This is a genomic window from Rhizobium sp. R634 (assembly GCF_002211305.1).
Lineage (GTDB): Bacteria > Pseudomonadota > Alphaproteobacteria > Rhizobiales > Rhizobiaceae > Rhizobium.
Genome location: NZ_LOKW01000029.1, coordinates 167,901 through 189,552 on the forward strand (window position 1 = coordinate 167,901; position 21,652 = coordinate 189,552).

The window sequence follows — 21,652 nt, forward strand, 5'->3', positions numbered from 1 at the left end:
TACCTCAATCCGGATTACTTGGTGGCAAGCAGCTTGTCGAAGAGCGCCTTGTCGTAATCCGAGTAGATATAGCCGTCGGCCGGGAACTTGTCGGCGCGGGCGAGGTAGCTGCCGATGGTGCTGTCGTCGATGACGGGCAGCGGCACCTTGACGAAGGCGGGGACATCCTTGCCCTGCAGCGCCTGCACAGCGGTATAGACGGAAAGCGCGCCGAGCCAGTTGGGCTGCATGGTCGCCCAACCCTTCAGGCCCTTTTCCTTCCAGAGTTCCAGGAACTGCCGGGCATTTTCGCCTGTCGTCGGCACCTGATCGCGGCCCTGGCGCTCGAAGGCCATGACGGAGCCGGCCGACAGCGCGCCACCGAGCGACAGCACGCCGTCGATTTCGGGGTTGGCAAAGAGCAGGCTGGTCATCGCTTCCTGTGCCGGCGCGACGTTGTATTCCGTGTTCGTCTCGGTGATGACCTGCAGGCCCGGATTGGCGTCGAGCACCGGCTGGGCGCCCTTGCGGCGGTCGTCGCTGACCGAAATGCCGGCCGGGCCGTTCATGATGATGATCTTGCCCTTGCCGCCGAGCTGGCCGACCATCCATTTCGCGGCGGTCGCGCCCCATTCGTTGGAATCGGTGTTGATCTTCGCCGTCACCTTGTCGGTGTTGACGAGGCTGTCGAAGTTCACGACGGCGATGCCCTTGTCGCAGGCATCCGATATGACGCGGTCGAGCGCGTTGGAGGAGCCGGCGATGACGACGATGGCGTCGACATTGGCGTCGATCATCGACTGGATATGCTGGATCTGCGTCTGGGCGTTGCCCTGCGCGTCGGTGATCATCAGATCCTTCACCAGGCCGGCCTTCTTCAGCTCCTCCACCTCCGCGGTGATGGTGCCTTCGGTCTGCTTCATCCAGGTCGGCACCGAATAGATGTTGGCCCAGCCGATCGTGTAGGGCGCTTTCCTGTCACCCTTGATGCAATTGGCGGCGGCCGACGCCGTGCCGGTGGAAAAGACGAGGAGTGCCGCAGCGGCGGCAGCGCCCGCGAGAAGGCTGCGGCGTAACGAGGCGGAAATGCTGTTTTCAAGATGCTTCATGTCGATCCCCTTTTTTCTATGCGGCAGCGCTAACGGCTTGCCATCTCCCGATTGTCCAATATAATGTACATATGATCTAAATACCGGACGCGCTGATCTTATGCCGATTTTTTTGCCTCGCAAGAGGGGTGAAAAAATTTCGTTCGCCGGGAAGACAGGATCGGTTGACAGATGCGGCGGAGGGTTTGAAAAGCTTGGCCGGACAAGAACAGAGCCCAACAGGAACGGGATTGACAGCAATGGACGCAATTCAGGACGAAGCAGTCGGCAAGCGCGCCCGCGGGCTCGACCGCGCCTTCGAGATCCTCGATTTCCTGCGCCAGAAGCGGCAGGCTCTGAAGCCGAATGAAATTGCCGCGCAGATCGGCGCGCCACGCTCGTCGGTCTATGAGCTCGTCAATCTGCTCTTGAGCAATGGCATTCTCGAATTCACCGGCGGCGAGGGCCGCGTCTATCTCGGCCGCAAGCTCTATTTCCTCGGTGCCGCCTACGAGAACCATTTCGATTTCACCCGCGAATGCGAAGCGGCGCTGGAACAGCTTGCCGACGAGACGCGGGAGACCGCGCAGTTCTGCATGCTCGACGGGAACAAATATACCGTCGTGCGCATGCGCGAGGGTGCGCGGCCATTCCGCATTTCGACGGATATCGGCCAGTCGGTGCCGATCCCGTGGACTGCGTCGGGCCGCCTGCTCGTCGCGCATCTTTCCAATGAGGAAATCCTGAACTTCATTCCACCGCAGGATTTCCGCCTGCCGAGCGGCGAATGGCTCGACCCGCAGACCTTCATCGCCGAGGTGCGCCAGGCCGAGCGCGAAGGTCTCTTCACCTTCAACAGCATCGTCGACAGCTTCACGCACTGTTTTGCCGTGCCGGTCAGGGACGAGGAAGGCCATGCCGCCGCCACGCTCTGCCTCGTCACCCCGCGCGACGACGGCATCGCCAACCGCGATCGTTACCTCGACTGCCTGAAGAAAGCCGCGGCGGGTCTCGACCATGCCCCGGCGCGGCCGAAGCGCGGCTGACCCCTCGAGCAGAACTCAGCATCGGCATTCTGATAGCGCCGAGCTTCGTGCTTAGGCCGGCATTCAGCTGCATACCCTGTTAAACTGTGGCCCGCACGGCGCTTTGGCGGACTTGCAACTGCGTGTCCTCTCCGGACTGCCAACCGCAGAACGATATATCTCTTGATGCCTCCCCGGCCGTTGATTTCCGGTTTTACGCCAATCCCGAAAATCTATTCACCCTTCCTCGTCAATTACGGAATGAAGTTTCTCTATAAATTTTATGAAGAACGTATCTTAGCTTTCCGACAGCCGATCACTGCACCTTGGCCTTTGGGAAGGCCGGGCTCTCGGCGGCAAACGGAGAGGATGCGAAATGACACGGAAAATCAGGCTTGGGGCATTTCTGCCCGGCGGCGGACAGCATGTTGCATCCTGGCGGCATCCCGACCAGCCGGTCGACGGCGCGACCAGTTTCGAGTTCCACAAGCAGCTTGCCTTGACGGCCGAGCGCGGGCTCTTCGACGCCTATTTCCTGGCCGACGGCCTGGCTGTCGGTTTCGGCGGAGCGCGCGAAGGCGGTAACGCCCGGGTGGCCGGCTTCGAACCGGTGACGCTGTTCTCGGCCCTGGCACCTCTGACAACCCATCTCGGCTTTATCGCCACGTCCTCGACCACCTATGAGGAGCCTTACACGACCGCCCGCAAGTTCGCCTCGCTGGATTTGATCTCGGGCGGCCGCGCCGGCTGGAACGTCGTGACGACGACGGGCGACCTCACGGCGCAGAACTTCAACCGCGAAACGCAGCTGCCGCATGCCGAGCGCTATCGCCGCGCCGCCGAACATGTCGACGTCGTCCGCAAACTCTGGGAGAGCTTCGAGGACGACGCGTTCATCCGCGACAAGGAGAGCGGCGTGTTCTTCGATCCGGCGAAGCTGCACGATACCGACCATCGCGGCGAGCACTTCAGCGTGCGCGGCCCGCTCAACATCTCGCGCTCGCCGCAGGGCCATCCCGTCATCGTGCAGGCCGGCCAGTCCGAAGACGGGCGCGGGCTCGCCGCCGCGACGGCCGAGGTCATCTTCACCGCCCACCAGCACATCGAAACCGCCCAGGAATTCTATCGGGACATCAAGGCGCGCGCCCGTGGGCTCGGCCGCAATCCCGATCACATCTTGGTCATGCCCGGCGTCTCCGCCTTCGTCGGCAGGACCGAAGCCGAGGCGCGCGAGAAGTACGACCGTCTGACCTCGCTCATCCTTGAAGAGGACGGGATCGGCCTTCTCAACGGCCTGACCGGCGGCACGCTCGACCTGCATGGTTACGATCTCGACGGGCCGCTTCCGCCCGCACCGCCGACGGAAGGCATGAAGAGCCGCCAGGCGCTGATCCGCCAGATCGCCGACGAGAACAACTTCACCATCCGTCAGCTCTATCAGTGGATCGCATCGGCCCGCGGTCACTACACCATCGTCGGCACCGCCGAACAGATCGCCGATACGCTGCAAACATGGTTCGAAAACGAAGCGGCCGACGGCTTCAACATTCTGCCGCCGTGGCTTCCGACGGCACTCGACGATTTCGTCGATCTGGTCATTCCGGAACTGCAGCGCCGCGGCCTGTTCCGTACCGCTTATGAGGGCAGGACGCTGCGGGAAAATCTCGGCCTGCCTTTCCCGAGCAATCGATGGGCTGCCGGGCGCGCAGCTCTTCAGGCAGCAGAGTGAGGAGCGATCCATGGCCTATGAAATCAACCAGACTCTCCCGAGAAGCTTCGGCCGCCTGAAGAGCGGCGAAAGCAATACGCCCACTTTCGCGTCGCATCTGCGCGGCGTGCTCGCATCGCTTTTGCCGCGCTACGGCCTGCTCATCGCCTTCCTCGTGCTCTGGCAGGTGTCGAGCACCAGGGGCTGGGTCAGTCCCGCCGTCTTCCCGCCCTTGAACGTGATCCTCTCGGCTCTCTGGACCAACCTTGCCAACGGCGCGCTGCTCGATGACATCGCCATCAGCCTGCAGCGATCGGGAACAGCTTTCGCCTTTGCCGTCGTGGTCGGCATTCCGCTCGGCCTGTTCATGGGCCAGTTTCGCGCCGTCGAGCAGGCGCTCGACCCGATCCTGCAACTCTTCCGCCAGACCTCGGCGCTGGCGCTCTACCCGGTCTTCATCCTGCTGCTCGGCCTCGGCGAAACGTCCAAGATCTTCGTCATCTTCTGGGCGACGCTGTTTCCAGTGCTGCTCTCCACCATCGGCGGCGTCAAGGAAGTGGATCGGAAGCTCATCGAGATGGCGCGCACCTATGGCGCCGGACCGCTGACTGTCTTCCGCCGCGTCATCCTGCCGGCCTCGGTGCCTGCAATCTTCGTCGGTCTGCGTCTCTCGGCCACAACTGCGCTTCTGCTGCTGATCGCCGCCGAGATGATCGGCGCCAACAAGGGCATCGGCTTCCAGGTCATGAATGCCCAGTACAATTTCCAGATCCCGCTGATGTTTGCGGCAATCCTTCTGCTTGCCCTCCTCGGCCTTGCCGCGAACGGGCTTTTGGTTCTCCTGCAGCGCCGCCTCTGCCGCTGGTCGCAGCCGAACGCCTGATCTCTTCCTCCGATTTTTCTTTTCCGAAAGGACATCCCATGACATTCCATCCCCGCAACCTTCTCCTGCCGGCCGTGATCGCGCTCGGTCTCGCCACTCCGGCCGCGGCCGCCGACGCCGTGAAGATGCGCTACCTCGCGAGCCAGGGCGGCCTTGCCGCCCATGAGCTCGCCGAAGAGCTCGGCTATTTCAAAGACACCGGCATCACGTTTGAGAATGTCGGCTATGCCCAGGGCGGCCCGGCCTCTCTCATCGCTCTCGCATCCGGGGACGTGGAGATCGGCAGCGCCGCCACATCCGCCGTCTTGAATTCGATCATCGGCGGCAATGATTTCGTTGCCGCCTATCCGTCGAACGGCATCAATAACGAGGTGCAATCGACCTTCTACGTGCTGGAAGACAGCCCGATCAAAAGCATCAAGGACATTGCCGGCAAGAGCATCGCGGTCAACACGCTCGGCGCCCATCTCGATTACACCATCCGCGAAGCCCTGCATTCCGTCGACCTTCCGAGCGACTCCGCCAACCAGGTCGTCGTTCCCGGTCCGCAGCTCGAGCAGGTGCTGCGCTCCAAGCAGGTCGATATCGCCGCCTTCGGCTACTGGCAGACGACCTTCGAGGGCGCGGCGCTCAAGAACGGCGGCCTGCGTGCGGTCTTCGACGATACAGACGTGCTCGGCGACATCGCCGGCGGCTTCGTGGTCCTGCGCCGTGACTTCATTCAGCAGCACCCCGAGGCTGCGAAGATCTTCGTCGAGCAGTCGGCCCGCGCCCTCGATTATGCCCGCGAACATCCCGAGGAAACCAAGAAAATCCTGGCTAAGGCCCTGGCCGAACGCGGCGAGAACCCTGATATCGCTCAATATTTCCGCGGATACGGCGTGCGCGCCGGCGGTCTGCCTGTTGAGCGCGACATCCAGTTCTGGATCGATGTCCTGGTTCGCGAAGGCAAGCTGAAGCAAGGCCAGCTGGCGGCCAAGGACATCATTTTCGCGACCGACACCAAGCCGGCCAGCAACTGAGGAACTATGATGAGCGTCGCCCCAGACATCCGCCGCGGGGAGGTGACGATCCGTCACCTCTCGAAATCCTACAAGCTGAACGGCAGCCACCTGCAGGTTCTTAGGGATATCAATCTGCACATCCGCTCCGGCGAAAGCCTCGCCATCGTCGGCGCCAGCGGTTCGGGCAAGACGACCTTGCTGCGGGTTCTGGCCGGTCTCGAAGAGTCGGATACAGGAGAAGTACAGGTCGACGGCAAGACGATACGCGGCGTCGGCGCAGAACGCGCCGTCATCTTCCAGGAGCCGCGCCTTCTTCCCTGGCTTGACGTCCTCGACAACGTCGCCTTCGGACTGGAAACGCGGGGACTATCCCGCGAGCAGGCGAGGGGACGCGCGCGCCACTACGTCAAGCTCGTGGGCCTGCAGCAATTCGAGACGGCCTATCCCCGGCAGCTCTCGGGAGGCATGGCGCAGCGTGTCGGCATCGCACGGGCGCTTGCCGTTCAGCCCGAGATCCTGCTGCTCGACGAACCGCTCGGCGCGCTCGATGCGATGACCAAGATCGGCATGCAGCAGGAACTCGCCCGGATCTGGCGCGACGAGGATGTAACGACCATTCTCGTCACGCATGATCTCGAGGAGGCGATCTATCTCGCCGACCGGATCCTGATCCTGCCGCGGGAAAAGGGAGGCGAGCCGCGCCTGATCGACATCGATCTGCCGCGTCCGCGCGACCGCAGCGCACCGGAATTCGTCCGCCACCGCGAGGAGCTGCTGAACCTGTTCGGGCTACATTGAAAGTTGTGACCAGGCCTTCCAGGACTACACGGTCCAGGGATCGACGAGCTCGATCCCGAACCCCTCGAAATCTCTGGTGTTGCGGGTAGCCAGGGTGAGATCGTAAGCAATTGCGGTTGCAGCGATCAGGCCGTCCATCGACGACAGACCGCGGCCGCTCCGTTTCGCGCGGCCCATGAGATCGCCCCAGGACAAGGCAACCGGCTCGTCCACCGGGATGATGCGGCCCTCGAAGCGTTGCGGCAGGTCCCGAGCAAGCCATTCGCCCAGCGCGTCGCGTTTCCGCCCGTTGTCCATCAGGGCAACACCGCGCCGAATCTCCGCGATCGACACAATGCTGATGAAGGAGCGATCCTCGTCGAGCTGATCCAGCCACGCCAAGACGCGCATGTCTGGGTTCGGCTTCGTCACCTCCGACAGGATGTTGGTGTCCAGCAGAAGCCTCACAGTTCGGGATCACGCGGTTCGTCGCGTTGACGCTCAAGATCCAGATCAGCGCCGCGCAGCGGCGAACTCATCAGAAATTCGACAAGCGTACCCTTGCGCGCAGTCTTGCGCTGCCATTCCTCGGCGGAGACGACGACGACGCTCGGCTTGCCATTCCGGGTAATCGTCTGCGGCGCGGATTGGGCGCGTTCGATAACCTCGGAAAGCTTCGCCTTTGCGCTGGCGACGGTCCAGCTTTCATCGCCTTGTCGCGAGGGCTGCATGCTCAACTCCTGACTAGAATAACCATGATGACTATATAAGCCACGGCCGGAGAAGTGGCAAGCGGCATGGCTATCACGGTTTGCTTCTCGCTCCCGCGGTCAGATAGGGCCGCCGGTCCAGTTCCGCGGATCGCAAGGAACTGCGCAGCCGCAGCAGATCCTTGCGGGCGATCAGGCCGCACAGTCTGCCCGATGCCGGATCGACGATCGGGATACGGCCGTTGTCCGTCGACAGCATCAGGTCGGCGATGAAGGCGACGGTATCGTCAGGATGCCCGACGGGAACGGAATCATCCGTAACGGTTTCGCCAAGCGTCTGGGCGGCGAGGTCGGGCTTGCCCTGCCAGAGCAAGGCATCGGCCCGCGAGACGATGCCGGCCAGTTTGCCCTGAGCATCGACCAGCGGATAGATCCGGTGCGTCTTCTGCTGCGAGGCGAAGAAATCGCAGGCCTCTCCGACCGTCATGGTGACCGGAAGCGTATCGACCTCGCTGATCATGATTTCCCTTGCCCGGGAAAGCTCGAACGGATCGACGCCGTATTCGCGGGTGATATGCTGCCCGCGCCGCGCGATCTTCTCGGTGAGGATCGAGCGGCGCAACAGCAGCACTGTGACGGCATAGGCGACCACCGTTGCGGCGAGCAGGGGAACGAGTGTGCTGACGTCGCCGGTGATCTCCATCGCGAAGAAGGTGCCGGTGAGCGGCGCGCGCATGGTGCCGCCCATCATCGCCGCCATTCCAAGCAGCGCCCAGAAGCCCGGATCGTTGCCAGGCATGACCAGCCCGACCAGCCATCCGAGGGCGCCGCCGAAGATCAGGAGCGGCGCGAGCACGCCGCCCGAGGTGCCCGACGACAGCGCAAACAGCCAGATTACAGTCTTGACAAGCAGGATAGACAGGACCGCCGGGGCGAGCAGCCGGTTGTTGAGCAGGCCGTCGATGATGTCGTAGCCGACGCCCATCGCCCTGGGTTCGATCAGGCCGCCGAGGCCGATAACGAGACCGCCGAGCATCGGCCACCACATCCAGTGGATCGGCAGTGCCTCGAACAGGTCTTCGATCCGGTAGAGCAGCGTCGTCAACAGTCCGGATTGTAGCCCCGATAAAATGCCCATCGCCGCACAGGCGAAAATCCCCCACCAAGGCAAATCAACCTGGAAATGGGTCGGGAACAGCGGACCGGTGCCGAAGAGCAGCGGGCGCCAGCAGATCGACACGCAGGCGGCAACGGCGACGGGAATGAAGCTGCGCGGCTTCCATTCGAACAACAGCAGTTCGACGGCCAGCATGACGGCGGCGATCGGCGAGCCGAAGATCGCCGTCATGCCGGCGGCAGCACCCGCGACGAGCAGCGTCTTCCGCTCGGCCGCACTCATGTGAAAGAATTGCGCAAAGAGCGAACCGATCGCCCCGCCGGTCATGATGATCGGCCCCTCGGCGCCGAACGGCCCGCCCGTTCCGATCGAGATTGCCGACGACAGCGGTTTCAACACAGCGACTTTCGGCGACATCCGGCTACCGCCGATCAGAATGGCCTCGATCGCTTCCGGAATGCCGTGGCCGCGGATCTTCTCCGATCCGAAGCGGGCCATCAGCCCGATGGCAAGCCCGCCGAGCGGCGGTATCAATACCACCCACAGCGAGCGCGGCACGGCAGCCAGAGAGGCGGGCTCGATGCCGATCTCTCCGAACCAGACGACATTCGTCACAAGCGAGATCAGGCTGACCAGACACCAGGCCGCGAAGGCGCCTGACGTGCCGACGATGACGGCCATTCCGACAAGAAGGAGGACCCGCCTGTCGGTGGTGAAATCCCCGGCCTCGCGCCGGGAAAGGCCGCCGGTGAAATCGTGCGGCCGGTTGCTTGGTTGATGCTGCGCCATGGAAGCCTCTGCTACGCGGAAGTGGGTATGCTTGAGCGGCGTCAATATATCGTGATACGATATAAATCAATGGACGAACGCAAGAAGGTGAAAATATCTCAGGAGGCGCCTCACTTGACCGGCTGGCGGCTGCCCATCTATGCGAGATCGTGGAACAGTCCGCGCGCGCAAGCCACAGCCGCTACGCGCAGGCGGCAAAGGAGAATGAGTTTGAAGAAATCCGCGCCGCCGCTGAGACAGGAGGACTACGAGGCCCTTGCCGATCTTCGATTTGCGCTCCGCCAGTTCATGGATTTCAGCGCCTCGGCCGCCCAATCGGAAGGCCTGCCTCCGCAGCAGCACCAGGCTCTGCTGGCGATCAAGGGACAACGCGGCGGCGAGGCGATGACGATCGGCATGCTGGCCGAGCGGCTGATCATCGCGCCGCATACGGCGACCGAACTCGTCGGGCGGCTGTCGGATGCCGGGCTGGTCGAACGCCATGCCGATCCGGTCGACAGGCGCCGCCAGACGATCCTCCTGACCGAGAAAGCGGACGACCTTCTGACGAGGCTAAGCGCCGTCCATCTCTCGGAAATCAGGGTGATGGCGCCGAAGCTGATCGAGCTTCTTCTCGAGCTTCAAAAGACGGCGCTCAAGGACGAATGAAGACGCCTTAGCGGCGGAGACCTACAAACTCTCGGCGACCAGCGGCTGAATGACGGGTTGGCCGCGCCGGTCGCGCAGCACCTCGACATCCACACCGTAAGTCTGCGCGATGAGGCCCGGCGTGACGATCGATTGCGGATGGCCGCTCGCTTTCATCGTGCCGTTTGCGATCACCAGCAGATTGTCGGCATATTGGCAGGCCAGATTGAGATCATGCAGCACCACCATCGTGACCCAGCCATTGGCGCGCGTTTCCCGGCGCACCAGATCGAGCAGCGCAAGCTGATGCTTCAAATCAAGCGCGCTGACCGGCTCGTCCAGCAGCATGACTTTCGGCTCGCGCATCAGCACCTGGGCAAACAGCGCCATCTGCCTTTGCCCGCCGCTCAGCGAAGCGATGTCGCGGCCGGCGAGATGGGCGATGCCGGTCTGTGAAAGCCGCGTCATGGCCATATCGAGCGTCTCATCGTCGATATGCAGCGAGAGGCGGCCAAGCCGGCCGAGAACCACGACTTCGAGAACGGTGAGCGCAATATCCGTGGCGGTGTCCTGCGGCATATAGGCGAAGCTCTCGCGCCACGATTTCAGTGCCCGCGCGCCTGTGCGTCCGGCGGAAAGACTGTCCCCGCCGAGCGCGACCCTGCCTTCGGCGAGCGGCAGGTCGCCGAAGAGGGCCCGCAGAAGCGTGGTCTTGCCCGTGCCGTTGGGACCGATGACGGCGTGGATCTTGCCGGCCTCCAGGCAGGTGTCGATACCGGAAACGATCCTCTGCCCGCCGCGCTCGATGGCGATGTTTTCAAGGCGGATCATGCGCCGGCTTTCTTCGGCGAAAAGATCAGCCACAGCAGGAACGGCACACCGACGATGGCGGTGACGATGCCGACGGGAAACAGTGCGCCCGGTATGATCGACTTCGAGACGACCGAGGCAGCCGACAGCATCAGCGCACCGCTGACGACAGACATCGGCAGGAAGAAGCGCTGGTCCTCGCCGACCGTCATGCGGGCGATGTGCGGCGCCACAAGGCCGATGAAGCCGATCACGCCGACGAAGCTGGTCGCCGTAGCGGTCATGACCGCAACGATGACGAGGACCTTCATGCGAAGCAGCCGGACGTTGACGCCGAGGCTCGCGGCCCGCATTTCGCCCATGCGCAAGGCCGCCAGTTTCCAGGAGTCCGCCATCAGCAAGGCGCAACAGATGAATGTCACCGCTGCGGTCAAACCAAGCGTCGGCCAGGTCGCTTTCGTCAGGCTGCCGAACAGCCAGAACAATATCTGCTGCGACAGCTCCGGCGAGGAGAGGAACTGGATGAGCGACAGAAGTGACTGGAAGAGGAACAGAAGGGCGATGCCGCCGAGAATGATGGTTTCGGCCGTCATGCGGCGCATCGAAGCGAGCGTGAAGAGAAAGAGCGCCGCCAGCATGGAGAAGACGAAAGCGCCGAGCGGCACGGCGATCATCGCATCGAGCCCGAAGCCGCCGAGCGCCAGGACGAGGGCTGCCCCGAACCCTGCAGCCGCCGCCATGCCGAGCGTATAGGGGCTCGCCATCGGGTTGTTCAGAAGCGTCTGCATCTGCGCGCCTCCGGCCCCAAGTGCTGCGCCGACCGCAAGCGCCATCAGCGCCATCGGCAGGCGCAGGCCGCGAACGATGGCGTCAGTCATGGCCGCCCGCTCGCCGAGCCCTGTCAGCGAGCGCACCACTTCGGCCGGCGACAGCAGCGACGGACCCGTCGCAATATCGAGAACGAGGCATACCGCCATCAGGAGCACGAAAATCAGAAGGTTGCGCCAGCGCCTGCGCTCACGCAGCCTGTGCGCGCCGATCGCTTCGGCATTGCTGGCGGTTACTGTCATGGGAAACCCTGTCTCGACGGGAAACGAGCGCCATGGCTATGGCGCCCGCAGAAGATAGACGGATCGAAATCAGCCTTTGACGGCGATGGCGAAGGTGCCTTCCGGAACCACCGGCAGATACTTCTTGTAGTAGCCGAGGTAGTCGGCGACGGGATCAACGTCCTTGAACTGCTCGGGATAGAGCTGCTTGGCGATATACTGCACCATGGCGAAATCCGAGAGCGTGCGGGACGCGCCCTGATAGACGCCGAAGAGATGGCCGTCCTTGACCGCCGGCAATTCGCTCCAGCCCTGGCGGGTTTCGAACGCCTTGAGCTTTTCGCGGGCCTCGTCGGCCTTCACACCCTGGCCCATCGGCAGGGCGGTCTCGCTCTTGTTGTTCTCGCGGCCGGAAATGAAGATGGCATCGGGCTTGGATGCCAGGACCTGCTCCGGATTGATCGGACCCCACCATTCGACGAAGGGCGCTGCGATATTGTCGCCGCCGGCGGCCGTGGACATGGCGCCCCACATGTTCTTGCCGTAGGTGAAGGAATATTCGGCCGGTCCCTTGTTGCCGAATTCGACATAGACCTTCGGCTTCGGCTTGCCCGATGCGGCGACGCGATCGGCAATGTCCTTCAGCGCGCCGGCGTAGAAATCGGCGATCTCCTTGCCGCGGGCGTCCTCGCCGGTCAGTTCCCCGAACAGCACGGTCGAGGCGACATGGCGCTCGACGGTCTGGGCGTTGTAGTCGACGACGACGACAGGAATTCCCTGTTCTTCGAGCCGATGGGCGTCCTGGCCGAGCGCCTGGTACTGCCAGTCGGCGAGGATGACCAGATCGGGATTGAGGCTCAGCACCTTCTCGATGGAAAAGGTCTGCGCTTCCACTTCGCCAACATCGGCGATGTCGCCGAGCGAGGGGCGGTGGGCAAGGTGCATCTTCCAGTTCGCGGGAACCCAGCCTTCCCATGCCTCGCGGGAAATGCCGACGACGGAATCATAGGCCTTCTCGCCGCCGACGGCCATGTAGTCTTCGAAATAGAAGCCGAGCACCACGCGCTTGGCCGGAAGATCGACCTTCACCTGGCGGCCGATCACATCGGTGATCGTCTTTTGCTCTGCCATGGCGGACGGGGCGAAGAAAATAGCGGAAACAGAAATAAGCGAGGCAGCCAGCCAGCTGGCCACGGATCTAGAATTCATGACGACCTTCCATGCGTTAAATACAGCGCCGGGTTATAAAAAGGTGATTAAATAAATCAAGTTATTTATTACCTGTCCCTTTCATCGTGAAAACATCGATTTCTTCAGCGTTTCAGCCTGAAAGCGTATTCCTGAGGCGATGGATATGGGCGGCGCCGATGCCGCAGCAGCCGCCGATGATCGTCGCACCGGATTCGGCCCAGGAGCAGGCAAAGCGAGAATAGACATCGCCGTTCAGATCGTCGCGGGTTTCGTGCAGACCTTCATTAGCCGCCGATTCACCTTGTTCCCCCTCGAAGGCATTGGCATAGACGCCGATTTCGATCTGAGCGTCCGCTTTGCGGAACACGCGCGCTGCCGTCTCCACGGCGCCCCGCATGACCTCGGGCTTGCTGCAATTGAACAGGAAGGCTTCCGCACCTGACGAAACCGCCCAGGACGCCGCGTCCTCGACACTTTCGCCGGAGCGAAGCCTCAGCTCGGCGCTTTTTATGTCGGCCTCGTCATCCGCCAAGGTGAACGAGATCCAGAACGGCTTGCCGGATGCCGCCACCGCATTGCGCACGGCTTCACCCTCGGCGATCAGGCTCAAGGTCTCGCCGAGCCATATATCTACGAAGGGCGCAAGGTTATCGACCAGGACCTCGAGATAATCCTGCACCCGGTCAGGCTGAAAATTCTGCGGCTCGTAGGAGCCGAAGATCGGCGGCAGCGAGCCGGCGACCAGCACCTTGCGGTCCGTGACGGCATCGGCCGCCTCGCGCGCCAGGCGGCCGGCGAGACGGATCAGCGCAGCGCCCTCCTGCTGGAAGCGGTCTTCGCCGATGTGGAAGGGCACGAGCGCATAGCTGTTCGTCGTGATGACCTCGGAGCCGGCGGCGATGAATTCCTTGTGGACCTCGCGCACGATGTCAGGCGAATTCATCAGCGCCAGCGCCGACCATTCCGGCTGCTTCAATTCGGCGCCCAGCCGCAGCAACTCGCGGCTCATGCCGCCATCGAGAATTCGCGTTGTGCTCATGAGGTAATCTCCATTCATGCTGTCGCGCCGTCACCGGCGGCGGGCTTTAAAAACAAAGTGGGAGTTTCTTCCCGCCTAGCGGCGAACCGGCACCTGCGCTTCGAGACCTCGAAAGACGCGGGCGATCACCGCGGTCAGGGCGAGATAGAAGAAAGTGACGACGAGCAGGGGTTCGTAGACGAGCAGCGTGTCCTGGCGAACCTTGTTCGCCACGGCATAGAGGTCCATCACCGTCACCGTGAAGGCGAGCGGCGTCGCCTTCAGCTGCATGACGATCTCTCCGGCAATGGTCGGCAGGGCGATGCGGATGGCACGCGGCAGCCAGATGCGGCGGGTCAGCTTCCAAGGCGACAGGCCAAAGGCCCGCCCGGCTTCGAGCTCACCCTTGGGAACGGCGAGCAGCGCACCGCGCAGCACCTCCGCTTCATAGGCCGCGTAATTCAGCGTGAAGCTGACGGCGGCGAAGAAGAAGCCCTCGCGCAGGATCGGCCAGAACAGGCTCTGGCGGATGCCGGGAACCATGGGCAGCAGCGAGCCGACGCCGTAATAGAGAAGCCACAACTGGATCAGCAGCGGCGTGCCGCGGAAGAAGGTGCAATAGCCGCGAGCGAGAAGCCGGGTCAGCCTCCCGCCGCTGACCTGCGCGAAGGCGAGGCCGATGGCGATGACGAAGCCGAACGTCACCGAAATGACCAGCAGCGCAACGGTCTGCCAGGCGCCCGTCAGAAGCAGCGGCCAGTAGGAAGAGATCCAGGTGAAGCTCATGGGCGCACTTTCTTCAGGCAAGACGCGGCTGGCCGCGCCGCACCCGTGCTTCGATCAGCTTGAAGACGACATTGGAAGCGAGCGTGATGGCGAGATAGAGAAGGGCCGAAGCGAGGAAAAAGACGAAATAATGTTTGGTGCTTGCGCCGGCGAGGCGGGTGGCGAGCGCCAGTTCCTGATAGCCGACGACCGCGACCAGCGCGCTGTCCTTGGTGACCGACATCCACAGATTGGCAAGCCCCGGCAGCGCGTTCGGCAACAGCGCCGGCAGGAGGATGCGGCGGAATCGCAGTACCGGTCCCATGCCGAAAGCCTTGGCAGCCTCGATCTGGCCCGAGGGAATGGCGAGGATCGCGCCGCGAAGCACTTCCGTCATATAGGCGCCCTGCACGAAGCCCAGCACGGCGACGGCCGCAACAAAGCCGTTCACTTCGACCGGCGGCAGCTCCATCGCAGCCAAGAGCCGGTTGAGGCCATCGGTGCCGGCATAATAGAGCCCCACGATCAGGATCAGCTCAGGAACAGCACGGATCACAGTGGTATAGAGATCGAGCAGCAGGCGGAGCACGCGATTGCCCGAAAGCTTCCCGAGCGCGCCGCCGGTGCCGAGCAAAATTCCGACCGCGAAGGCGCAGGCCGAGATGGCGACCGTGGAGACCGCACCTGCCAAAAGAACGCCGCCCCATCCCGGAGGATAGGGGGCTAGCAGGTCGAGAATGCCTTGCTGCGCGGTCGCCATCGCCGGGATTGCTTACTTCGCGCCGTAGATGTCGAAGTCGAAGTATTTCTTGGTGATGGCGTCATACTGGCCGTTGGCGCGAACTGCAGCGATCGCCGCATTCAGCTTGGCTTTCAGCTCCGTATCCTCCTTGCGCAGGCCGCCGGAAACGCCGGCTCCGAGAATCTCCTTGTCGTCGGCGACATCGCCCATCTTGGCGCAGCAATCTTTGCCGCCGTCGCTTTTGAGGAAAGCGTCGAGCGCCAGAGAATCGCCGAAGACGTAATCGATGCGGCCGGAGGCCAGATCCTGGAACGCCTCGTCGAGCGTCTGGTAGGTCTTTTCGTCGGCAGCCTCGGCGAAGTATTTCTTGTAATATTCCGACTGGATCGTCGACACCTGGATGCCGATCGTCTTGCCCTTCACGTCTTCGGCGGTGGCGCCCGGCTTCTGGTCCTTGGGACCGATCAGGGTGCTCGGCGTGTTGTAATATTTGTCGGTGAAATCGATCACCTTCGAGCGTTCCGCCGTGTTCGACATCGACGACCAGATCACGTCGAACTTCTTGCTCTGGAGAGCCGGGATGAGACCATCCCAGGAAATGTCGACGATCGAGCACTTCTCCTTCATTTCTGCGCAGACGGCGTTCATCAGGTCGATTTCCCATCCGTGCCACTCGCCCGAGGCATCCTTGGCGAAGAAGGGCGGATAGGATTCGTTCATGACGCCGAAGCGGACTTCGGCCTGAGCCGTGACGGCGGAAAGCGCAAGGGCGGCGCCGGCAAAAAGCATGGGAAGCAGTTTCATTCGCGGGATTCTCCTGGTTCGTGTGTTGTCGATGATATGCATCAGTGGGCGCTGAGACCGGTGAACTCCCGGCAGCGGGCGCTGACAGGCGCCCCGAAGACTTGCTCGGGCGGGCCTTCCTCCTCGATCCGGCCCTGATGCAGGAAGAGGACGCGGCTGGAGACATCGCGGGCGAAGCGCATTTCGTGGGTGACGATCAGCATGGTCCGGCCTTCCTCTGCGAGATCGCGGATCACTTTGAGCACCTCGCCGACCAGTTCCGGATCGAGCGCCGATGTCGGCTCGTCGAACAGCATGACGGCGGGATCGATGCAGAGCGCCCGTGCGATCGCCGCGCGCTGCTGCTGGCCGCCGGAGAGGAAGGCGGGATAGGCATCGCGCTTGTCGAAGAGCCCGACCTTGTGGAGCAGGGCTTCGGCCTTTTCGATCGCCTCCCGGCGAGGAATGCCCATGACATGCACCGGCGCCTCGATGACGTTTTCCAGCACGGTGCGATGGGCCCAGAGATTGAAGCTCTGAAAGACCATCCCAAGTCCGGTCCGCAGCCGTTCGATCTGCCGCCAGCTCTGCGGCTGCAGCCGCCCGCCGCGGCCTGGTTTCAGCGCGATCTCCTCGCCGTTCACGGCAATGCGGCCGTGATCGGGCGTTTCCAGAAAATTGATGCATCTGAGGAAGGTGCTCTTGCCAGAACCCGACGAGCCGATAATGGAGATGACGTCGGACTTGTGAGCCTCGGTCGAGATACCCTTGAGAACCTGTTGCGAGCCGAAGCTTTTATGGAGATCTTCGACGCGAAGAGCAGGAAAGGGGTGATCCGACATGCGTGGTTCCGGCTGAACTTGAGCTGCGAAGGATAATGATTAATTGCGCGGTTTTTTCGCGCAATTTCCATCTCTTTTGCATTTTCTATGCAAAATAATCTTTCTCACGCGGCGAACACGGCAGAATGCGGCCGCACGGAGAGCTTGAAGTGGACAGGACAATGGAACAACTGGATCGTTTTGACCGCGACATTCTCGATATTGTTCAGCGCGACTGCCAGCTGAAGGCCGAAGCGATTGCCGAGCGCATCGGCCTGTCGGTCTCGGCCGTTCAGCGGCGGTTGAAGCGGCTGCGCGAGGAGGGGATCATCAAGGCCGAGGTCGCCGTGGTCGACCGCAAGGCGACGGGAACGTCGATGGTGTTTATCGTCGGCATGGAGATCGAGCGGGACAATTACGACGCGCTGGCGAAGTTTCGCGTCTGGGCGGAGAAGCAGGATCATATCCAGCAGGTCTATTACGTCACAGGCGCTGTCGACCTGATCGCGATCGTCACCGCCCGCGACGTCGAACACTATGACGACATCGCCGCTTTGATCATGGCCGAAAATCCGCAGATCCGCCGCATGCATACGAATGTCGTGCTGCGCGACGTCAAGCTCGGCCTGTTAGTGCCGCTGGAATAGCGCCGGCCGGCCGGCACCGACAAGCCGCTGGACTCGCCTTCGGCAAAGCGCATAATTCCGGGCGCAAATTCTCGGGAGGAAGATCGTTGACGTTACGACACCAGATCATCGCATTGGCGATCGTCCCGCTCGTCATCTCGATCCTCGCGATCACCACCTTCATCACCTGGCAATCGGCAAATCTCGCCAAGAACAGCATCGATACGTTCGAGCAGAACATGCTGAAGACGAGGGAAGCCGAGATCCTCAACCTGACCAATCTGGCGCTGTCGGCCATCCAGACGATCTATGACAAGGCCGGTCCCGACGACGAAGCCGCCAAGCGGCAGGTGGCCGACATTCTCACCTCGCTCGACTATGGCAAAGACGGCTATTTTTTCGTCTATGATTATGACGGCAACAATATCGTCCATCCGCGCCAAAGCTTCCGGCATGGGCAAAATTGGCTCGACCTCACGGATCCCGATGGCGACAAGGTGATTGCCGAGCTGATCGCCACGGCAAAGGCGGGCGGCGGCCTGCACCAGTACAAATGGCAGAAACCTTCCACCGGACAGATCGCCGACAAGCTCTCCTTCGTCGTCAGCCTCGACAAATGGCACTGGGTGGTGGGAACCGGCGTCTATCTGGACGACGTTTTCGCCCAGAGTGCGGCCGCCAATGCGGTGATGCGGGCCAACATCAGACGAACCTTCGTCATCGTCGCGCTGATCGCCGTGCCCGCCGTGCTCGTCGTTTTCACGACCTGCATGCTGCTGACTTTCCATGAACGCCGCATGGCCGACAGCCGGCTCAAGGAGCTGACGCAGCGCGTGATCGACACCCAGGAAGAGGAGCGCACGCGGCTGGCGCGCGAGCTGCATGACGGCATCTCCCAAACCCTTCTCGGCGTGCGTTATGCGATGGACCTCGCCGGCCGCAAGGTCAGGACCAATGCCGACGAAGCGGCGCAGACCATCGAGCGCGGCGTCGAGGCGCTGAACGGCGCCATCAAGGAAATAAGGCTGCTCTCGCACGATCTTCGACCCCGCGTGCTCGACGATCTCGGCCTGACGGCTGCACTGGAGGCGCTCTGCCATCACTTTGCCGAACGGACCGGGATCGAGACGAAGATCGACGCCTCGGGCTTTACGGGCATGATGAAGGCGGAAGCCAGCACTGCCCTTTATCGCGTCGCCCAGGAGGCCTTCAACAATGTCGAGCGGCACGCTGGCGCCTCGAAGCTCTCGGTCAAGCTCTGGAGCGACGGCGGCCGCGCCCGCATGACCATCTCCGACAACGGCACCGGCTTCGACGGCGCCAATGACGGCGGATCCGGCAGCTCGGGTCTCGGCCTGCGCAACATGCAGGAGCGGATGGCGCACTTCCGGGGCCTGCTGCTCATCGACAGCAGCGAGGCCGGCACGACGCTGACGGCGATGATGCCGAGATCGGCCAATCTGCCGTCCGGCAAGCAGGCGGAAGCCGCATGAACGAACGCGCCAAAATCAGCGTCCTGCTGATCGACAACCATCCGCTGGTCTTGGACGGACTGAAGGCCGTGCTCGAAACCTTCGATCATATCGAGGTTGCAGGCACCGCCGGGCTTGCGCAAACCGGTCTCGACATCGCACGGCAGATCCGGCCGCAGGTGGTGCTGATGGACATCAACATGCCGAAGCTCAGCGGCATCGATGCGATCGAATTGTTCCGGAACGAGCTTCCGCAGACCCGCGTCGTTATGCTCTCGATGCATGACAGCCGCGAGTATATTTCCTCCTCGGTTATGCATGGCGCCGCCGGCTACGTCCTCAAGGACGTCTCGACGGATGAGATCGTCTGCGCCATCGAAACCGTCGCGAACGGAGGCACCTATTTCTCCTCCGGCGTCTTCGACGCTCTGATGGGCGACCGCGCGGAGGAGGGGAGCGATCCGCTGACGCCGCGCGAACGCGATATCCTCGGGCAGATCGTTGCCGGTAGGAGCAACCGCGAGATCGCCGAAGTGCTCGGGATAAGCGCCGCCACGGCGGAAACCCACCGCAAGAACCTGAAGAAAAAGCTCGGCATCGCCACCACGGCAGGCCTCATCCGCTATGCGCTCGACCATGGCATCGTCTCGAAAATCGAAGCAAATCCCCACCTACCCACTTCTGGGTAGGCCCCGGTATTTCGGCTGTGCGCCCATCTTGTGGGGATAAAACCGACGCCCTAGGACTCCATTCGCGGCTTGCCAAGTGTCAAGCCGTTGGGAGGAATTCACATGCGTTACATCAGCTTCCGATTGGCCGGAAAAGCTCGAGCGACCCGAACGGGGCCTGCTGCCGCCGCCGGCTGACAGACCTGCCTTCCACGCCGACAACTGGAACATGGCGACCGCAATTGCGGCGCCTGAAAGGTACTCCGACATGGAAAAACCACGTAGCAAGGCAGCGCTGTGGCTGCTGATCATTCCCTACATCGGCCTGCTCTGGCCGCCATTCTACAATCTCCGGGAGCCGTCGCTTTTCGGCTTTCCCTTCTTCTACTGGTATCAGCTTCTCTGGGTGCCGATCACGGCGACGCTGACCTGGATTGCCTACCGGAGCGTTCGCCATGACGACTGACATCAACGGCACGGCGCTTGCCGTCTTCATCTTCTTCTTCGCCCTCGTCACCGTCATGGGCTTCGTCGCCAGCCGCTGGCGCAAACCCGAGACGCTCGCCCATATCGATGAATGGGGCCTTGGCGGCCGCAACTTCGGCACCTGGATCACCTGGTTCCTCGTCGGCGGCGATTTCTATACCGCCTACACCGTCATCGCCGTACCGGCGCTGGTCTATACGGTCGGCGCCTATGGCTTCTTCGCGCTGCCCTATACGATCGTCGTCTATCCCTTCGTCTTCATGGTCATGCCGATCCTGTGGAAACGCGCCAAGGATTTCGGCTATGTCACGGCCGCCGACGTCGTTCATGGCCAATACGGATCGCGCGGACTCGAACTCGCCGTCGCGGCGACGGGCGTCATCGCCACCATGCCTTACATCGCCCTCCAGCTCGTCGGCATGACGGCGGTGCTGAAGGCGCTCGGGCTGCACGGCGAACTGCCGCTTGCGATCGCCTTCATCGTGCTGGCGCTCTACACCTATTCGGCGGGCCTGCGCGCCCCGGCTCTGATCGCCTTCGTCAAGGACATCATGATCTATATCGTGGTGATCGCAGCCGTTGCACTCATCCCCTCGAAGCTCGGCGGCTATGCCAATGTCTTCGCCTCGGCCGATGCGGCCTTCCAGGCCAAGGGCTCCGGCAACCTGCTGCTCGGCGGCAACCAGTATGTCGCCTATGCCACGCTTGCGCTCGGTTCGGCGCTCGCCGCCTTCATGTATCCGCATACGCTGACGGGCATCTTCGCCTCCAACAGCGGCAAGACGATCCGCAAGAATGCGATCATGCTGCCCGCCTATACGCTGCTGCTCGGCCTTCTGGCTCTGCTCGGCTACATGGGCCATGCCGCCAACCTGAAGCTCGACAGCGCCAATGACGTCGTTCCCACGCTGTTCAAGACGCTGTTTTCGGGCTGGTTCTCGGGCTTCGCCTTCGCTGCGATCGCGATCGGCGCGCTGGTGCCGGCGGCGGTGATGAGCATCGGTGCGGCCAATCTCTTCACCCGCAACTTCTGGAAGGCCTATGTCGATCCGAAGGTCAGCGATGCGGGCGAGGCGAAGGTCGCGAAGGTGACGTCGCTGGTGGTGAAGGTCGGCGCGCTGCTCGTCATCATCTTCCTGCCGACGCAGTTCGCCCTCGACCTGCAGCTGCTCGGCGGCATCTGGATCCTGCAGACGCTTCCGGCCCTGGTCTTCGGTCTCTACACCAACTGGTTCCGCGCACCCGGGCTGCTTGCCGGCTGGTTCGTCGGCTTCTGCGGCGGCACCTACCTCGTCTGGGATGCCGGCTGGAAGCCGCTGCATATGATCAGCCTCGGCGGCGAGCCTTTCACCGTCTATACCGGCCTGCTGGCTCTGGCGGCAAACATCGCCGTCGCGGTCGTCGTCAACGCCCTGCTTCCCGCCAGGGCTCCGGCTCGGGCGTAGGATGAAAATGCGAAGGGCAGCAAACGCTGCCCTTCCTCATTCCAAATTATGGCAGGGGCGCAAGAGCGC

General features: G+C 62.6%; 23 protein-coding genes. 11 read left to right on the top strand and 12 right to left on the bottom strand.

Annotation, left to right across the window (positions count from 1 at the left end; genetic code table 11):
• Positions 1-14: 14 nt before the first annotated feature.
• Positions 15-1,088 (bottom strand): ABC transporter substrate-binding protein, encoded by a 1,074-nt coding sequence (locus tag ATY77_RS31695; protein ID WP_088690365.1) that lies wholly within the window; start codon positions 1,086-1,088, stop codon positions 15-17.
• Positions 1,089-1,327: 239 nt separating this feature from the next.
• On the opposite strand from ATY77_RS31695, the gene ATY77_RS31700 reads away from it, so the two are divergent.
• The 5 genes from ATY77_RS31700 (at position 1,328) to ATY77_RS31720 (ending at position 6,485) form a co-directional block, all read left to right on the top strand.
• Positions 1,328-2,113, top strand: a complete 786-nt coding sequence (locus ATY77_RS31700) for an IclR family transcriptional regulator (RefSeq protein ID WP_088690366.1) — start codon at positions 1,328-1,330, stop codon at positions 2,111-2,113.
• A gap of 355 nt (positions 2,114-2,468) precedes the next feature.
• Complete coding sequence (locus tag ATY77_RS31705; protein WP_088690367.1) at positions 2,469-3,821, top strand: LLM class flavin-dependent oxidoreductase; 1,353 nt, start codon at positions 2,469-2,471, stop codon at positions 3,819-3,821.
• Positions 3,822-3,831: 10 nt separating this feature from the next.
• Complete coding sequence (locus ATY77_RS31710; protein ID WP_088690368.1) at positions 3,832-4,683, top strand: ABC transporter permease; 852 nt, start codon at positions 3,832-3,834, stop codon at positions 4,681-4,683.
• A gap of 38 nt (positions 4,684-4,721) precedes the next feature.
• Positions 4,722-5,705: an ABC transporter substrate-binding protein gene (locus ATY77_RS31715; RefSeq protein WP_088690369.1), complete on the top strand. Its 984-nt coding sequence runs from the start codon at positions 4,722-4,724 to the stop codon at positions 5,703-5,705.
• Between the two features lie 9 nt (positions 5,706-5,714).
• The gene (locus tag ATY77_RS31720) at positions 5,715-6,485 is read left to right on the top strand and encodes an ABC transporter ATP-binding protein (protein ID WP_088690477.1); all 771 of its coding nucleotides are present in this window, start codon (positions 5,715-5,717) and stop codon (positions 6,483-6,485) included.
• Positions 6,486-6,509: 24 nt separating this feature from the next.
• Here ATY77_RS31720 and ATY77_RS31725 read toward each other — a convergent pair whose 3' ends face one another.
• From ATY77_RS31725 to ATY77_RS31735, 3 genes are all read right to left on the bottom strand, one after another.
• Positions 6,510-6,932 carry a type II toxin-antitoxin system VapC family toxin gene (locus ATY77_RS31725; protein ID WP_088690370.1) on the bottom strand — a complete coding sequence of 141 codons (423 nt, stop codon included), beginning with the start codon at positions 6,930-6,932 and terminating at the stop codon, positions 6,510-6,512.
• Positions 6,929-7,195 (bottom strand): type II toxin-antitoxin system Phd/YefM family antitoxin, encoded by a 267-nt coding sequence (locus tag ATY77_RS31730; RefSeq protein WP_064826046.1) that lies wholly within the window; start codon positions 7,193-7,195, stop codon positions 6,929-6,931. The genes ATY77_RS31725 and ATY77_RS31730 overlap by 4 nt, the downstream gene beginning before the upstream one ends.
• A gap of 73 nt (positions 7,196-7,268) precedes the next feature.
• Positions 7,269-9,080, bottom strand: coding sequence for a chloride channel protein (locus tag ATY77_RS31735; protein ID WP_088690371.1), 1,812 nt, complete (start codon positions 9,078-9,080; stop codon positions 7,269-7,271).
• Positions 9,081-9,290: 210 nt separating this feature from the next.
• Between ATY77_RS31735 and ATY77_RS31740 the strand changes: the two genes are divergently transcribed.
• Positions 9,291-9,728 (top strand): MarR family transcriptional regulator, encoded by a 438-nt coding sequence (locus ATY77_RS31740; protein WP_088690372.1) that lies wholly within the window; start codon positions 9,291-9,293, stop codon positions 9,726-9,728.
• Between the two features lie 21 nt (positions 9,729-9,749).
• On the opposite strand, the gene ATY77_RS31745 is transcribed toward ATY77_RS31740, so the two are convergent.
• The 8 genes from ATY77_RS31745 to ATY77_RS31780 all read right to left on the bottom strand — a co-directional run bounded on the left by ATY77_RS31745 (position 9,750) and on the right by ATY77_RS31780 (position 16,907).
• Positions 9,750-10,538 (bottom strand): ABC transporter ATP-binding protein, encoded by a 789-nt coding sequence (locus ATY77_RS31745; protein ID WP_088690373.1) that lies wholly within the window; start codon positions 10,536-10,538, stop codon positions 9,750-9,752.
• On the bottom strand, positions 10,535-11,587 hold the full coding sequence (locus ATY77_RS31750; RefSeq protein ID WP_088690374.1) for an iron ABC transporter permease: 1,053 nt from the start codon (positions 11,585-11,587) through the stop codon (positions 10,535-10,537). The genes ATY77_RS31745 and ATY77_RS31750 overlap by 4 nt, the downstream gene beginning before the upstream one ends.
• A 69-nt stretch (positions 11,588-11,656) precedes the next feature.
• Complete coding sequence (locus ATY77_RS31755) at positions 11,657-12,775, bottom strand: ABC transporter substrate-binding protein (protein WP_088690375.1); 1,119 nt, start codon at positions 12,773-12,775, stop codon at positions 11,657-11,659.
• Between the two features lie 112 nt (positions 12,776-12,887).
• On the bottom strand, positions 12,888-13,796 hold the full coding sequence (locus ATY77_RS31760) for a homocysteine S-methyltransferase family protein (protein ID WP_088690376.1): 909 nt from the start codon (positions 13,794-13,796) through the stop codon (positions 12,888-12,890).
• A gap of 75 nt (positions 13,797-13,871) precedes the next feature.
• A complete protein-coding gene (locus ATY77_RS31765; protein WP_088690377.1) occupies positions 13,872-14,561 on the bottom strand; it encodes an ABC transporter permease in 690 nt (229 codons plus the stop codon).
• 13 nt (positions 14,562-14,574) lie between these two features.
• Positions 14,575-15,300 (bottom strand): ABC transporter permease subunit, encoded by a 726-nt coding sequence (locus ATY77_RS31770; RefSeq protein WP_088690378.1) that lies wholly within the window; start codon positions 15,298-15,300, stop codon positions 14,575-14,577.
• A 12-nt stretch (positions 15,301-15,312) separates the two neighbouring features.
• Positions 15,313-16,086 (bottom strand): transporter substrate-binding domain-containing protein, encoded by a 774-nt coding sequence (locus ATY77_RS31775; protein WP_088690379.1) that lies wholly within the window; start codon positions 16,084-16,086, stop codon positions 15,313-15,315.
• A gap of 41 nt (positions 16,087-16,127) precedes the next feature.
• The gene (locus ATY77_RS31780) at positions 16,128-16,907 is read right to left on the bottom strand and encodes an ATP-binding cassette domain-containing protein (protein ID WP_088690380.1); all 780 of its coding nucleotides are present in this window, start codon (positions 16,905-16,907) and stop codon (positions 16,128-16,130) included.
• A 161-nt stretch (positions 16,908-17,068) separates the two neighbouring features.
• Between ATY77_RS31780 and ATY77_RS31785 the strand changes: the two genes are divergently transcribed.
• The 5 genes from ATY77_RS31785 to mctP all read left to right on the top strand — a co-directional run bounded on the left by ATY77_RS31785 (position 17,069) and on the right by mctP (position 21,583).
• Positions 17,069-17,533 carry an Lrp/AsnC family transcriptional regulator gene (locus tag ATY77_RS31785; protein WP_088690381.1) on the top strand — a complete coding sequence of 155 codons (465 nt, stop codon included), beginning with the start codon at positions 17,069-17,071 and terminating at the stop codon, positions 17,531-17,533.
• An 86-nt stretch (positions 17,534-17,619) separates the two neighbouring features.
• The gene (locus tag ATY77_RS31790) at positions 17,620-19,005 is read left to right on the top strand and encodes a cache domain-containing protein (RefSeq protein WP_088690382.1); all 1,386 of its coding nucleotides are present in this window, start codon (positions 17,620-17,622) and stop codon (positions 19,003-19,005) included.
• Positions 19,002-19,673: a response regulator transcription factor gene (locus tag ATY77_RS31795; protein ID WP_088690383.1), complete on the top strand. Its 672-nt coding sequence runs from the start codon at positions 19,002-19,004 to the stop codon at positions 19,671-19,673. The genes ATY77_RS31790 and ATY77_RS31795 overlap by 4 nt, the downstream gene beginning before the upstream one ends.
• Positions 19,674-19,920: 247 nt before the next feature.
• Positions 19,921-20,118: a DUF3311 domain-containing protein gene (locus ATY77_RS31800; RefSeq protein ID WP_007539443.1), complete on the top strand. Its 198-nt coding sequence runs from the start codon at positions 19,921-19,923 to the stop codon at positions 20,116-20,118.
• Positions 20,108-21,583, top strand: a complete 1,476-nt coding sequence (gene mctP, locus ATY77_RS31805) for a sodium:solute symporter family monocarboxylate transporter (RefSeq protein ID WP_088690384.1) — start codon at positions 20,108-20,110, stop codon at positions 21,581-21,583. The genes ATY77_RS31800 and mctP overlap by 11 nt, the downstream gene beginning before the upstream one ends.
• Positions 21,584-21,652 lie beyond the last annotated feature (69 nt).